Raw genomic sequence first — 15202 nt, forward strand, 5'->3', positions numbered from 1 at the left:
CTTTTAAGAGGAGTTTTTCTCAATCTTCTTAACAATTCAATTTACTATTATATAATATTTTCGGCCAAAATAGAGATGCGATCCCCCTCCATTTGACCTTCAAGATTTCTTTAAGAATTACGTTTTTTTATGAATTTTCTTGGATGCCGATCGCCTGAGTTTGTACCCTTTCTACTTTTAAAGGCAACACCACCGTAAAGCGCGTGCCAATGCCCTCTTGGCTTTCCACGGCGATCGTCCCGCCGTGCAGTTCCACCGACTTTTTAACGATCGCCAAGCCCAAACCCGTCCCCGAAATTCCCTGAGTATTGCTGCCTCGATGAAACGCGGTAAATAATTTTTCTAAATCGCTTTCCGGAATGCCGATCCCGCAATCTTTCACTTCAAACACCGCGCGATCCTCTTCACAGGCTAACTCGAACTGAATCTTCCCCCCGTCGGGAGAATATTTAATCGCATTTGAGAGCAAGTTCGTGAGGATTTGACGCAACAATGTGCGATCCACTTCCGCAAAACTGCGGCAGTGGCGATCGCCATTAAAGACGATCTGATGTTCCGCGCTGTTTTCCACCGACTTAAGATCGCCGAGTTGTTCCCGAAACTCTTCGATCGCCGCCTGACAAAAATCGGTCAAATTGACTCGGGAGGTAATAAATCGCTGTTCCGTCGCCTCGGTTTTCCAAATCATTAAAATATCGTCGAGCAATTGATTCATCCGTCCGGCGCTCTTTCTAATGCGCCGATACATATCTTCTTTTTTCTCTTCGCTGAGTTGATAGTGACGCTGTTCGAGCAATTGCGCGGCGGCGACGATCGTCGTCAGGGGATTGCGTAACTCGTGAGAGACCATCGAGACAAAGCGCGATTTTAACTCTCGTAGTTCTCGTTCCCGTTCTAAAGATTTGCGAGTGGCAATTTCTGCAATTTTACGCTCGATCGCGTAGCGCAAAGAGCGGATCAAAACCGGACCGTTGAGTTGTCCTTTTACCAAATAATCTTGAGCGCCTTGGCGAACCGCATTGACCGCCAACTGTTCGTCATTGAGACCCGTAATCACGACAATCGGAAAATCGGGTCTTTTGGTTTGCAGTTTGACGAGAGTTTCAAGTCCTTGACTGTCCGGTAGAGATAAGTCCAATAAAATCGCATCGAACGGTTGGTTTTCTAAACGATCGAAAGCATCTCTCAAGTAACTCGTATGAGTCACTTCAAACTCCGAAGCGGTTGCTTCTTCCAAAATCTCCTGGAGCAGATCGGCATCACCCAAGTTATCTTCAACCAAGAGAATTTTAATCGTTTCAGAGTTCATACTCGATCCGCTCCTGGATCCAATAACAGGTTAGTCCGAATCCTCGGATTTTCTAAATGGATTGGGACTGAACTTCTCTCTTTCAGCATACTCCCGCACGATTAGAATCGGGCTAGATCGTTCAAATATCCTTACATTGATTCAATTGTGAAAAGATATTAAACCCTTGGACCGCCCAAGTCTAGGATTGAAGTCATCGTCTAAAAGTGACCGAGATCGCTTCAAAAATAACATAATTCCCCAAAGATAACCCGGGCAAATTTTTACCGTTCTGCCGATGTCCCCTCGACGAGCCGATCGCCTCCAGGCGCCCCAAGACGAGGGTTTGGAGCGGCGCCGTGGAACCCGATCGCCCGCCCTCGAAGCAACGGATAATCTTTCTTAACATAAATGCGATCGCCTTGCCATCATTCCTCGTCGATCGCGATAATAAATCCCCTCAACAGCAGCGATCGCCGCCACCGACGGAAGCGATTGAAAATCGGGCGATCGCCGCCACCGAAGGACAATCGAAGACGAGGAATTCACCCCTACAAACTCAGCCGGGATTCTTAGAAAGGGTGAAGTAAAATCGGGCGCCCCGACCGAGTTCGGATTCGACCCAGATCGAACCGCCGTGGCGTTCCACAATTCGCTTGCAAATCGCCAAACCGATTCCCGTTCCCGAATATTCTTCCCGAGTGTGCAGGCGTTGGAAAATCAAGAAAATGCGCTCTGCATATTTCGGCTCGATCCCAATTCCGTTATCGGTGATGCAAAACTGCCAACAATCGCCCCGATCTTCGAGATCGATGCGGATTTGAGGCGATCGTTCCCCCCGATATTTAATCGCATTGCCGAGCAAATTTTGAAAGAGCTGGATCGTCTGAATGCGATCGACCTTAATCTGGGGTAACTCGCCGTAGTCGATCGCCGCCCCACTTTGTTTAATCGCCATTTGCAAATTCTGCAAAGCGCGATCGACAATTTCGCGCCCTTCCACCAGAGCAAACGGCTCCCCGCGCCGTCCCACCCGCGAATATTGCAACAAATCTTCAATCAATTGTTGCATCCGGTTGGAACCATCGACAATGTAATGAATATATTTTTGCGCCTTCTCGTCGAGTTCCCCGCTATAGCGCCGTGCGAACAACTGGGTATAACTGCTGACCATCCGCAAAGGTTCTTGCAAGTCGTGAGAAGCGACGTAGGCAAATTGTTCGAGTTCGGCATTAGAGCGGGCCAATTCCGCCGCCCGTTCTTGCAAAGAAGCAATCAGACGTTTTTCTTCTTGCTCGAAGCGACAGCGTTCGATCGCCGTCACCAAAATTTCGCCGACCAGACGCATGATATCGATCTCGTCCGCCGAGTACGAGCGGTTCGCGAAGCGCCCCGTCGGCGCGATCGCTTGGGAATCGCAGCCGAGAAAGCCGACGATTTCGCCACCGATCTGCAAGGGAACGATCGGCAAGACCCCCGGCGAGCGCCCGTTCCGGTCTCCAAGGCGTTCGCGTAGCGTCTCCCCAGTAGCATCGCCCCTGCGTTCCCGTTCCACTGTCTCGCGCACGAACTGCAACTGCGGCGATGGTAACCCGTCCAAAGAACCCAAAGAACAACACCCGTTTTCGGCGCACCATTCGTAAATTTTATCGATCGCCGCCCCGTCCTCGTCGAGGAAAAATAAGTAAGCGCGATCGACCCCGATAAACTCGCCGAGGGCTTGCAAACCCCGTTCCAAACTGCGATCGAGTTCTTCGGTACCCAAATTGAGAAAGCGGGTGGAAATATCGCCGATTAACTGTTCCAATCGAATCCGATATTTTAACGCCTCCTCCGCTTGCTTGCGATCGCTGATTTCCACCCAAGACCCGACGATTTCCAACGGGTTTCCCGCCTCGTCCGAGACCAGTTGGAGACAATCGTAAATCCAGCGATAGCGTCCCTGTTGGTCGAGAAACCGATACTCTAAGGTTTGGGTGCGGCGATCGCAAAGCGACGCCTCCGGCGTATCGGCGAGGGAGCGAATTTGAGCCATCACCGCATCGCGATCGTCGGGATGAATGCGATCGCGCCAAAAAGTCGGCTCGGCGAGGAACTCCGACGAATCGTAACCGACCATCGCCGTCACGTTATTACTGACAAAGGTTCGGGCGTAATTTCCTTGAGGTTTGCAGCTATAAATCGCCGCCGGAGAAGTCGTCAACAAGTGCTGCAAACGCGCTTGAGCCATTTGCACCGATTCTTGAGCCTGTTTGAGTTCGGTAATGTCGCGAGCAATACTCAGAATCGTTTGGATCGATCGCCCCTGGGAGCTTTCTGCGTCGGAATCGCCGTATTCCGGCACCAAAATCGCCTGATAGTAACGAATCCCCTCGGGAGAGTCGAATTGGAACTCGTCGATTTGCGCTTTTCCCGTTTCAAAGACGAGATTGCGGACGGCTTCCCAATGACGGATCTGTTCGTCGGACATTCCCAATTCCCGGTTGGTTTTACCGACGAAGTATTCTGGCGAGAATCCCGTAGCGATTTCGATCGCCGGATTGATATAAATATGGCGCATGTCGCGATCGAAGCGGGCGATAATATCCGGGGTATTTTCCGCCAAGGTCCGATATTGAAGTTCCCGTCGGTTGAGTTCTTCTAAAGCCCGTTTCGATTCGGTCATATCCCGCGCCACGCAGTAGGTCAAGCCCGTTTCTATGACCGGAACCGCATTCCAGACGAGCCATTTATAGCCGCCTTCTTTAGTGCGGTAGCGATTTTCGAGGTACAGGGTGGGAATCCCGGCTTTAAAATTGTTCTCCAGTTGGGCGAGGGTCTCAGCGCGATCGTCCGGGTGGACGAATTCGATAAACGGGGTCGAGAGAAATTCCGCTTCGCTATAGCCGAGAATGTTGGTGACGGCGGGATTGACCCGTTTGAAGTAACCGTCTGTTCCGGCGATCGCCAGTAAGTCCAAAGACAGATTGAAAAAGCGATCGCGTTCTTCTTCGGCTTGTTTGCGTTCGGTGATATCCTCGCAGACCACACTCACCGATTGGGGAGCGCCATTGGAGTCGCGAATCAACGAGACCCCGATCCGACCCCAGACCACCTCCCCAGTTTTACGGATATAGCGCTTGTCGAGGGTGTAGTAGCTCCGGTGTCCGGCAATTAATTCGGCGAACAAGTCCCGATCCGTGTCGAGGTCGTCGGGATAGGTCACCCGATCGAAATGCATTCCGATCGTCTCGCTGGTGTCGTAGCCGAGAAACGAGCAGAACGCTTCGTTGGGGACGATCGCCTGACCGGAGAGATTGACCAGGAGAATCCCCACGGAGAGGTTGTCAAACAAGGCGCGAAAGCGGGCTTCGCTCTCCCTCAAAGCCGCTTGAGCCAGGACGCGATCGGTAATGTTAAGGGAATAATCGACGATCGCGATCGCGTTGTCGGCCCGGTCGCGCATCAGGGAGAGGGAAAGCTGCACCCAAATCATTTCCCCGGAGCGCATCCGTCGCAGGACTTCTACCTCGTAATTGTCCTGTTCGAGTAACGGCCCGAGGACCTGTTCGACAAACTCCCGTTGCTGTTGTTGGGGAGACAGACAGCTTAAATGGGATCCGATAATTTCCTCGGCGCAGTAGCCGTAAATCTGCTCGGCCCCGGCGTTCCAACTGGTAATGTAGCCGTCGAGATCGGTGCAGATCACGGAATCGTGAATGCGATCGATGATTTCTGCTTGTCGGCGCAGGGAGGCTTCGGCTTGTTTGCGTCCGGTAATCTCGCGCACGATCGACAGGAGGCGATCGCGGTTTTGGTTGACGATCGCGATCCGTGCTTCGTAAGTATGTAACTGTCCGTGGCGGGCGACTTGATACTCGAACACCTGATAGGTTCCGCTATCGAGGGCCCGGGCGATCGCCGCTTCGTAGACCCGGGCTTCCTTCGGCGGCAGCAGGGTAGCGATCCGCTTGCCAATGACCGCCCTCGGCGACTCCCACGGCTGACAGTCCGCACCGGGAATGTAATCGACCACGGTTCCGTCAAACTGCAACTGCAACAAGGCGTCGGGAATGGCGGCAATCAGGGCGCGTTTGGTCATTTCGCTTTCTTCGAGCGCTTGTTCGGCGACTTTGCGTAAGGTCACGTCGAGCACCAACCCGTCAAAAATCACCGCCTGAGTGTCTTCGCTGGTGTGGACGTGGCTCAAGACCCGCACCCACTTGTCCCGTCCGTCCGGCATCAATACGCGCAGTTCGTGTTTGAGTCGCGATCGCGTGCGCGCGGCAAACTGCAGCATTTTTTCCGCTCGTTCCCGGTCTTCGGGATGGACGCACTCGAAAATCTTGGCGGGATCGGCCATCATTTCGTTGGGAGGGATGCCGACGAGTTCTTCCAGTCCGGCGCTGACGTAGGGGAGGGTGCGCCGTCCGTCGCGATCGATCGCGAAGCGAAACACTACCCCGGGAACGTTGGCGGCGATACTGGCGAGCCGTTCTTGGTTTTCTTGCAAGAAGGCTTCGGTCTGCTTGCGCGCTTGGATATTGCGCGATACCGCTTGAATTTCGATGATTTTTCGGGTGTGGCGATCGCGGATCGCCCGACTGGTCGTTTCGACCCAAACATAATTCCCCTTGCGGTGGCGGAGGCGGTAGGAGATCCGTCCGGGAACGTTGACCGCCAGCAGGTTGACCTGCAAGGCGCGCACTCCCGCCACGTCGTCGGGATGTAAGAACTCGTACACTGCGTGACCGATCAAGTCTTCCGGCTTGTAGCCTAAGAGCATCTCGCAGGCGGGAGAGGTGTAGGTATAGACTCCGTCGGGGGTTTGGGTCGAAATCATGTCCGTGGCATTTTCGGCGAGCAGGCGGTAGCGCCGTTCGCTCTCGCGCAATTTCGCTTCGGTGTCGCGACGTTCTTCGATTTCGAGTTTGAGTTGTTCGTTGAGGTGAATCAGCCGGGCCGTCCGTTCTCGCACCAGTTTTTGCAGGTGGATGCGGTACCCTTCTAATTCGGTTTCGACTCGTTTGCGATCGCCGATATCCGTTGCGGTCCCGATCGCCTGTTGGGGGATCCCGTCGCGATCGCGCACAAACACCATTTCCCGGCTGTGGAGCCACTGCCACTCTCCGGTTTTGGTCGCCATCCGATATTCCAGTTCGATCGCTTCCCCATCGTTGGCGTGTTGCAACCGATCTAATTTGCGGATCCACCCCGGTCGATCTTTCCAATGAATCCGTTGCACCAGGGCCGTAGAATCCAAACTTTGAAACTCGTCCGGTGTAAAGCCGAGAATGGCGCTCATCTGGGCGTTGGCGTACAGGTAGCGGCATTCGCTCAAGTCGAAGACGTACAGAATCGCCGGACTCGATTCGGCGAGTTGGTGAATAAAATGCTGGTTTTCCCACAGGGCCGCTTCGACGATGTCCCGTTGCACGCGATCTCGCCCAGATTCGGGACTCCCCTCGAAGGCGATCGGCGGGTGACTTTCCGGCAAAATAAGCGGAAAAATAAACAGTTCCACCCCCCCGTGGCGACGGGAGGCGGGACGGACGATCGCCTTAACGGCGACTTCATTGCCGTTATTTTGTTTGAAATGGCCCTGCCACTCTTTTAACGGCGCTCCCGCTCGTTTTTGGGGCTGCAAACATTGGGTGAAGCTGGGGCGATCGCGATCGGCTAATGAGTCCCCAATCGACTTTCCCTTTAACCCTTCAATTTCTAAAAAAGGTTCTCGTTCCGGGAACGATTGCGATTCGACCACGATCCCTTTGTGGTCGAGTTTTAAATAAATGGAAGGACTCGTTTCAATGCCAAACCCGCTCCTGTCGCGATCCACAAAGGAGAAGCGCCCTAACTGCGTTTCGGTTTCTTTTAACCGTTGTTCCAGTTGGCGACATTTCTCCCGCTCGCGCGCAAGTTGCTGCTGGAGTTCGTTGGGGTCCGCACCGTCCCAAATATCATGAGTCTCCGTACCCGGATCGAGATTCATAGCGAACCAACCCAAAAAATAAGCAATCGTGTTTTAATGATTAACGCTTTATCCAAACCCTAAAATCGAGTAGCGATCCTGAATCAGCCCAATTTCGACCCGTCGTGTCTGCGAACCCTTTGACCCTTTCGTTTAGGGACTTTGACTTTCCCCCATTTTTGCCAATTCGTTTTCGCCGACCCATTCGATCGCGTTGACCCTTGGCGATCGAATTTGCCTATCATCATTTTATCTGACGATCGCGGCGATCGCCGTCGGCCATTGAGAAAGGAATCGTTAAGTTTGGCAAGGGGACGGAGATTTTAACTCGTTATCCCCGTCATCTCTTGGCGATCGCGATCGTTTCACTCTTTCAATTTAAGTTTTAAAAGATCTTTCTCTTGATAAGATTTATCCGCTACAATCAAAGTTTACGGGCAGTTTTTAGCTTCGGCGCGATCGCTTTTTCTAAACTTGTGCCCGTCGGCGGCGATCGCGCAGCGTCTCCGTCGGCGTAGCCCCCCGGAAGGGGCTAAGAGAATCGCGATTTTTATTGCGCCCTTTCGCCACTTTTCCTCCAGGATTAAAAGTGATAAACTCTTAAAATTAGCGTCAGTTTTGGCGCCAATTTCCCTCACGCTCTTGTTGCTTTTTTCATCCCGGGCGATCGCCTCGTTCCGGGGGTTAACTGGCACTATTCACTGCACAAACGACGGACGATCGTGACTCATTCTTCTACCCATTCCCCCAGCTTTTCCAAATCCGCCGAAGCCGGAACCGAGACCGACGCGGTTAAATATGGAGAGCGAGAGATTGCCGAAGGGCAGTTAATTACCTTCCCCAATCCTCGCATTGGCAGACGCTATACGATTTCGATAACATTACCCGAATTTACCTGCAAATGTCCGTTTTCCGGCTATCCCGACTTTGCCACGATTTCGATTCACTACATCCCGGACGAACGGGTGGTCGAGCTCAAATCGATCAAACTTTATATCAATAGTTACCGCGATCGGTACATCTCTCACGAAGAGTCGATCAACCAAATTCTCGACGACTTGATCGCCGCCTGCGACCCCTTAGAAATCGACATCGAAGGCGATTTCAATCCCCGAGGCAACGTTCACACCGTCGTCAAAGTCCATCACGAAAAAGCTAGCGCCGACCCGGCGCCATCCCCAACCTCATAGAGCAACAAAAGAGGCAGAAATGAGAAAAAACTCACTTCTGCCTGAATCTCACTCAATGTGACTTTTTAAGAGGCGATCGGGTCGAGTTGAGAAAAGTCCGATTCCGGGGTGGGGCGATCGAGTTGTTCTAGCACTTCCAAGACTTCCCGCTCGAAACTCACCTGAGCGCGGTTCGTTCTGCCCCCCAGATAAAATAAGCCTTCCCGTTCGAGAGCCCAAATCTGGGAATGAGAAAAGTAACTCATCACCACCCCGACCATCAGCAAGCCAAATCCCAAATAAACAATTGGAATCCCCGGGTCGGCTTTAATTTGCAAACCCGTACTGCCGACGAGTTCGACCACCTTGAGCTTGACCCCATTGACTTGCGCCGACATCCCGGTGCGAACGCTGCCGAGTAACTTACCGTCCATCCCGTAGAGCAAGAGCATTCCCTGCAAATCCCGGGCAATCACCGAAACCCCTTCGCTCAAGTCCGGCTTGGTCGGAATCCAGCTTCCCCAGAGTCGTCCGGCACCCCCGGTATCGAGTTGGGCCATCGGCAAGTCTAAAATCGGGCTATTATTGAGCTGCACTCTAATCCCGGCGATCGCCCAATTCGTTTGATAGAAGGTCACCCCGTCGTAACGGAGGGGTTCGTTGACGTGAATTGTTTTTTGTTCGATTTCGCTACCGTCGCCATCGAGAACGGACAAATCGGAATAAAATTGGTCGATCGCCCCGTCCGGGGTATAGTCGATCCAAAAGCGATTGACCCGCACGGACCAATCTTGCGGCACCTGCGACCCGGCGAACGGGCCCGAATCGATGATATTTCTCACCTGGAAGGTTTCGCCACTGGGCACCATTTCCTGAGCCATAAAGCCGCTCAAAGCGCCTAAAATCGATCCGGCGAGGATAACGAGCATACTGGCGTGGACGACAATCGGCCCAATTTTACCGACTAAGCCTTTACGGGCGTACAGGGCATTATCTTCTTGAAAGACGCGATAGCGACGTTTTTCTAAAATCTGTTGCAGTTCGTCGAGGCTACCGCTTTGAATTTGGGCGCTCAGGGCGAGTTTTTCGTATTGGCGCGGCTGTTTGTAGAATTTCCAACTGCGCGCCGCTTTGAGCGCCGGGAATTGGTGGGTGAAGGTGCAGGCGGTCAAACTCATGCCGAACAGCACCAGCAGGGAGAGAAACCACCAGGTTCGATAAACGTGGTCGAGTCCGACGGTGACGAGGACTTTCCAAGAGAGGAAGCCGAACAGGGCCGGGTCTTCGGGATAGTTGGCTTGGTAGTAGCCCAGGGGTTGACCCTGTTCGATGACCGTTCCGGAAATACTGAAAACGGCGATCGCCAGCAGCAGGGCGATCGCGAGGCGCAGATCCCCTAAAATGGGTAAAATTTGTGTTCTTAAAAAACGTCGGGGAGCCGACCAGAGGCCAGACAGTCCCGAGGTAGAAGACTCTTTAGAGGTCATGGGGAGTTTAGAGTTTAGAGTTTAGATCGAACAAGTTGGGTCGAGTCTGGAGAGATTACACCGCCGGAAGCAGGCGGAAGATCAGGGAAAAGACGCCGAACCCGACGAGTAAAACCCCACTGGCGGGGGTAATCCAAGCGGACCAGCGACGGGCCGAGAGCAGTTTTTTGAGAGAGGCGGTAAAGGTTCCGGCGACAATCAGGGGGGCGACGTAACCCGCCGCGTAGGCGAGCAGGAGAACGGCCCCTAAGAGCAAATTTTGCGTGGACGCCACCCAAGCGAGCAAGGTGGCTAACACGGGGGTACTGCACGGAGAGGCGACCAAACCGAAGGTCAGCCCGAGTAAGTAGGAGCGGGCACCGTCGGGGAGGTCGTTGGGAATGAATTCCATCCCGTCAAAGGAGGGAAGGGGAATGGGAAGGGCTTCTAAGAGGTGCAGGCCCATCAGGATAGCGACAATACTGACGGCAATCGGCAAACCGATGCCAATTTGGCCGTAAACGCGACCGAGGAACGCAGCCACGATCCCGAGTGCGGCGAGGGTAGTGGCTAATCCGAGGGAGAACCAGGTCGATTGAGCGGCGGCGTGCAGGCGGCTTTTGGTTTCGTACCCGCCGATATAGCCGACGGTGAGGGGGAGCATGGACAACATGCACGGCGTCAAGCTCGTGAGCAATCCGGCGAAAAAGATAATTCCGACCCCGAGCCAGGTCAGGCGATCGAGTTGACTGGAGACGAGGGCATCGGCGAAGGTTTGCAGGCGATACAGTTGAGTTTGAACGGTTTCGAGCATGGACGAGGTAGAGCGGTGGACTGCCCAATCTGCTTGCATTGTAGCTCAGATCGGCGATCGCGTTACTGGCCGAACTGCGATCGCGCCCGTTCGACTAATTCCGCCGTAACGGTTTCGAGTTCTTGTTCGCGAGCGAGTTGTTCGATGCGTTTGCGGGCTTGCGATCGGGCAAAGTAGGGAATATTTTTAAGTTTGACCTTGGCGTCTTCGGTCCAAATCAATTCGTCGCTAAAATCAGAAGTTGCCATCGGACATTTGCCTTGTAAACGTAGTCATTGTTGATTGTGACATCCTCCCGACGCTGAATCAAAGATTACAGCGCGGGCTTCCCAACCTCACGATTGGGTATTCGGGCCCCACGCCACTTATCTAGGTCATCGACCCCCGACAGACCGACTTGACAGGCGGTTTCCGTTCCCCAGAGTCCCTGGGATACTACATTCTCTAGTCCACGATGCAAAACCATCTCTGCTGCAGCACGGTCACGATGAGTCCGATACCCACACTCAGGACAATGATGCTCTCTGACTTCCAACCCTTTGCTCACCGTAGCAAAACAGTTGGGGCAGGTTTGACTGGTGCCGTTGGGATTGACTTTAGCAAAGTAGACCCCACGCTTCCAGCAAACCCATTCTGTCAGAGACAGGAATTGTCCGAAGGCGGCATCAACACAATCTTTTCGCAACATCCCTCGCGTCAAGCCTTTGACGTTGAGATCTTCTGCAAAGATAGTTTGCGCCCGGTCGCAAAGCTGATGAGCCGTTTTCAGATGGAAATCTCTGCGACGGTTCGCAATGCGATGGTGCATTCTAGCCACTTCGACTTGTGCCTTCTCCCAGTTTTGAGAACCCTTCTGTTTTCGTGCTGCTCTGCGTTGCAGCAATTTCAGCTTGCGTTGCATCGACTTGAAAAACTTAGGGCGTTCTTGGAAAGAGCGATCGGAAGCGGTCAAGAATCGCTCCAATCCCAGGTCAATCCCAATCGCCCGACCGTGAACTGGAGCATCGGGAACTGATACGCTCGATTCGATAGTAACGACAACATACCATTGTGTTCCTCGCACCCTCGACAATACCCTTACCTGCATCCCCCCAACCCCCCTTTGAAAGGGGGGCGAAGGGGGGATGCAGGTTGATGGGTACTTCCCCAATTTTTGGCAACTTGATTGTGAAGCCATTGATGGGATTGTTCTTGAATTGGGGAAATAGAAAGGATTTGAATTGACCGAACTTTTTGAAACGCGGGAATCCATGTCCCCGTTTCACAAAGGCTTCCCAGGTATCGTGCAGTCTGCGAATCGTGGTCTGCAACACCTGAGAATGTACTTTACCCAGATGCGGGAATTGCTTCTTCGCTTTGGGCAGGTTGTTCTGCTGACGGTGGTAGGACGGAAATGCCTCATCGGCGGGAATGATGTATTCCTTTTCCAGCGAGCATCGGTCTACCTGACACTTACGCGAAGCAATCCAGTCTTTGAGTTCGCGCAACGCGTAGTTATATACGCCTGTGCACGTCTCAAGCCACGATCGCAGTTCAGTCTGCTGTACGACATTTGGATAGATTCGGTAGGTGTAGTTTATGGTCAGCATAGCCGGAGTTTACCAAAGGCTATAGCTGCCTGTAAATGCTGGTCTCATCCCCATCGTAGGGCTTAGCCCTTCCCGCAGGGTGGGGATGAGACTTTTCAAGGGGAGTCCATGGATCCCGACGCTGATGCTTCGCATACAGCGCGGGACTTATAGCTCCCCGAACCCCTCAAAAGTTAAACCGGGACAGCTTGGTTGAGAAACCGGATTCGGCGGGGGAGGCGATCGCACTTTGCCCCTTGGCTAAACAGCCAAACATAAAAAAGGCTCCTGCTACGAGAACAGGAGCCTTTTATTCACTCAATTGCAACCGAGAATTAAGAACAACTCATTCTCAATCGAGGGAGTGATTAGTCGAGGTTGGTCATCGACAACACGGGTTCGTCACTCCGGTCGATCCCTTTCTCAAAACCAGCCGCCGCCGCACGGGCGCGTCCCGCGTGCCACAGGTGACCGATTAAGAAGAAGAAACCGAGGATGAAGTGAGCCGCCGCCAACCACGCACGGGGGTTGACGAAGTTAAAGCCGTTGATGTCGGTGATAATGCCGCCCACGGAGTTGATCGAACCGTTGGGAGCGTGAGTCATGTACTCAGCCGCGCGGCGGATTTGCCAGGGCTGAATGTCATTTTTGAGTTTGTTGAGGTCGAGACCGTTCGGTCCGCGCAGGGGTTCGAGCCATGGGCCTTGGAAGTCCCAGAAGCGCATCGTTTCACCACCGAAGATGATTTCACCCGTGGGAGAGCGCATCAGGTATTTACCCAGACCCGTCGGGCCTTGAGCGGAACCGATGTTGGCACCCAAGCGTTGGTCGCGCACCAAGAAGGTGAGCGCTTGAGCTTGAGACGCTTCGGCGTTGGTCGGACCGTAGAATTCACTCGGATAAGCGGTGTTGTTGAACCAGACAAAACCCGAGGCAATAAAGCCCATCATCGACAGGGCACCCAAGCTGTAGGAGAGGTAGGCTTCGCCGGACCAGATGAAGGCGCGACGAACCCAGCCGAACGGCTTGGTGAGAATGTGCCAGACACCACCCGCGATGCAGATCAGACCGATCCAGATATGACCGCCGATGATATCTTCCATGTTGTTGACGCTGACAATCCAGCCCTCACCACCAAAAGGCGAAAGGGTCAGATAACCGAAAATGACCGCCGGGTTCAAGGTCGGGTTGGTGATGACGCGCACGTCACCGCCACCGGGAGCCCAGGTGTCGTAAACGCCGCCAAAGAACATCGCTTTAGCGACTAACAACAAGGCACCGCAACCCAACAGGATCAGGTGATACCCGATGATGTTGGTCATTTGGTTTTTGTCGCGCCAGTCGTACCCGAAGAAAGAAGAGTATTCTTCGAGGGTTTCCGGACCGCGCAGGGCGTGGTAAATGCCACCGACGCCGAGGACGGCAGAGGAAATCAGGTGTAGGACGCCGACGACAAAATACGGGAAGGTATCGATGACTTCACCGCCAGGGCCGACACCCCAGCCCAAGGTTGCCAAGTGAGGCAGCAGGATCAAGCCCTGCTCGTACATTGGTTTTTCGGGGATGAAGTGAGCGACCTCAAAAATGGTCATTGCTCCAGCCCAGAAAACAATTAAGCCAGCATGGGCGACGTGTGCGCCGAGTAATTTACCGGATAGGTTGATCAGACGGGCGTTACCAGACCACCAGGCAAAACCCGTGGATTCTTGGTCGCGTCCGCTGACGACCATCGCACTATTAAAAGGTGTTTCCACTATTGCTTAACCTCTTTTTGCGATCGACAATTCGTCATTATGGACTGCTCGGTTCTCGATTCGATCCTTAACCTTTATCTTACTTATTAAGCCAGGTTAAAGGACAAGCGATCGTTACAGGTTGTTTTACAGAGCGTTACCGCGAGGCAGAACTTCTTCGGGGAACTCGAAATTCTGATGCGGTTGGTCTTGAGGAGCCATCCAAGAACGGATCCCCTCGTTCAACAAAATGTTCTTGGTGTAGAAGGTTTCAAATTCGGGGTCTTCCGCCGCGCGCAACTCCTGAGAAACGAAGTCGTAAGCGCGCAGGTTCAGGGCCAAGCCGACAATGCCAATCGAAGACATCCACAGGCCCGTGACCGGGACGAACAGCATGAAGAAGTGCAACCAACGTTTGTTGGAGAAGGCAATCCCGAAGATTTGAGACCAGAAACGGTTGGCGGTCACCATCGAGTAGGTTTCTTCCGCTTGGGTCGGCTCGAAAGCGCGGAAGGTGTTGGCTTTGTCGCCGTCTTCAAACAAGGTGTTTTCCACGGTTGCACCGTGAATGGCACACAAAAGCGCCCCACCGAGAACCCCGGCCACTCCCATCATGTGGAAGGGATTGAGGGTCCAGTTGTGGAACCCTTGCAGGAACAGCAGGAAGCGGAAGATCGCCGCCACGCCGAAGCTGGGGGCGAAGAACCAACCGGACTGTCCCAAGGGGTACATCAAGAAGACGCTGACGAACACGGCAATCGGGCCGGTGAAGGCCAAGCCGTTGTAAGGACGAACGCCGACGAGACGGGCGATTTCGAGCTGACGCAGGCAGAAGCCGATCAGGCCGAAAGCGCCGTGGAGGGCGGTAAACGTCCACAAGCCGCCGAGTTGACACCAGCGAGTGAAGTCTCCTTGAGCTTCCGGACCCCAGAGGAACAGCAGGGAGTGACCCAAGCTGTTGGGAGGGGTGGAAACGGCCACGGTGAGGAAGTTGCAGCCTTCCAGGTAGGAGGAGGCCAGTCCGTGGGTGTACCAGGAGGTGACGAAGGTGGTTCCGGTGAGCCAAGCTCCCAGGGCCAGGTAGGCGCAGGGGAACAGCAGCAGGCCGGACCAGCCGATGAAGACGAAGCGATCGCGTTTCAGCCAGTCGTCGAGGACGTCAAACCATCCTCGCTCTGTCTGTGCGCGTCCAACTGCAATTGTCATAACGTTTG

The 15202-nt window shown here is 53.7% G+C and carries 12 protein-coding genes; 2 read left to right on the forward strand and 10 right to left on the reverse strand.

What is annotated here, in order from left to right; translation table 11 throughout:
• Positions 1-127: 127 nt before the first annotated feature.
• Together HCG48_RS17100 and HCG48_RS17105 are read right to left on the reverse strand one after the other, a co-directional pair.
• The gene (locus HCG48_RS17100) at positions 128-1309 is read right to left on the reverse strand and encodes a hybrid sensor histidine kinase/response regulator (protein WP_168570231.1); all 1182 of its coding nucleotides are present in this window, start codon (positions 1307-1309) and stop codon (positions 128-130) included.
• Positions 1310-1502: 193 nt separating this feature from the next.
• Positions 1503-1697: a hypothetical protein gene (locus HCG48_RS17105; protein WP_168570232.1), complete on the reverse strand. Its 195-nt coding sequence runs from the start codon at positions 1695-1697 to the stop codon at positions 1503-1505.
• A 13-nt stretch (positions 1698-1710) separates the two neighbouring features.
• Here HCG48_RS17105 and HCG48_RS17110 point away from each other — a divergent pair, with 13 nt between their 5' ends.
• Positions 1711-1878, forward strand: a complete 168-nt coding sequence (locus tag HCG48_RS17110) for a hypothetical protein (protein WP_168570233.1) — start codon at positions 1711-1713, stop codon at positions 1876-1878.
• Here the strand turns inward: HCG48_RS17110 and HCG48_RS17115 are convergent.
• Positions 1848-7259 carry a PAS domain S-box protein gene (locus HCG48_RS17115; RefSeq protein ID WP_168570234.1) on the reverse strand — a complete coding sequence of 1804 codons (5412 nt, stop codon included), beginning with the start codon at positions 7257-7259 and terminating at the stop codon, positions 1848-1850. The genes HCG48_RS17110 and HCG48_RS17115 overlap by 31 nt on opposite strands.
• Before the next feature lie 701 nt (positions 7260-7960).
• Between HCG48_RS17115 and queF the strand changes: the two genes are divergently transcribed.
• The gene (queF, locus tag HCG48_RS17120) at positions 7961-8428 is read left to right on the forward strand and encodes a preQ(1) synthase (protein ID WP_168570235.1); all 468 of its coding nucleotides are present in this window, start codon (positions 7961-7963) and stop codon (positions 8426-8428) included.
• A gap of 65 nt (positions 8429-8493) precedes the next feature.
• On the opposite strand, the gene HCG48_RS17125 is transcribed toward queF, so the two are convergent.
• The 7 genes from HCG48_RS17125 to psbD form a co-directional block, all read right to left on the reverse strand.
• Positions 8494-9894, reverse strand: coding sequence for a cytochrome c biogenesis protein (locus tag HCG48_RS17125; protein ID WP_168570236.1), 1401 nt, complete (start codon positions 9892-9894; stop codon positions 8494-8496).
• Positions 9895-9949: 55 nt separating this feature from the next.
• Entirely contained in the window at positions 9950-10687 is a 738-nt protein-coding gene (locus HCG48_RS17130) for a cytochrome c biogenesis protein CcdA (RefSeq protein ID WP_168571940.1), read from the reverse strand.
• Between the two features lie 62 nt (positions 10688-10749).
• The gene (locus HCG48_RS17135) at positions 10750-10935 is read right to left on the reverse strand and encodes a PCP reductase family protein (protein WP_168570237.1); all 186 of its coding nucleotides are present in this window, start codon (positions 10933-10935) and stop codon (positions 10750-10752) included.
• Positions 10936-11000: 65 nt separating this feature from the next.
• The gene (locus tag HCG48_RS26145) at positions 11001-11774 is read right to left on the reverse strand and encodes an RNA-guided endonuclease InsQ/TnpB family protein (RefSeq protein WP_246259607.1); all 774 of its coding nucleotides are present in this window, start codon (positions 11772-11774) and stop codon (positions 11001-11003) included.
• Positions 11659-12276 (reverse strand): RNA-guided endonuclease InsQ/TnpB family protein, encoded by a 618-nt coding sequence (locus HCG48_RS26150; protein ID WP_246259608.1) that lies wholly within the window; start codon positions 12274-12276, stop codon positions 11659-11661. The genes HCG48_RS26145 and HCG48_RS26150 overlap by 116 nt, the downstream gene beginning before the upstream one ends.
• A 347-nt stretch (positions 12277-12623) precedes the next feature.
• Positions 12624-13985: a photosystem II reaction center protein CP43 gene (psbC, locus tag HCG48_RS17145; protein ID WP_168571941.1), complete on the reverse strand. Its 1362-nt coding sequence runs from the start codon at positions 13983-13985 to the stop codon at positions 12624-12626.
• Positions 13986-14135: 150 nt separating this feature from the next.
• Positions 14136-15194, reverse strand: coding sequence for a photosystem II reaction center subunit D2 (psbD, locus tag HCG48_RS17150; protein WP_168569640.1), 1059 nt, complete (start codon positions 15192-15194; stop codon positions 14136-14138).
• Positions 15195-15202 lie beyond the last annotated feature (8 nt).

Source organism: Oxynema aestuarii AP17 (assembly GCF_012295525.1).
Lineage (GTDB): Bacteria > Cyanobacteriota > Cyanobacteriia > Cyanobacteriales > Laspinemataceae > Oxynema > Oxynema aestuarii.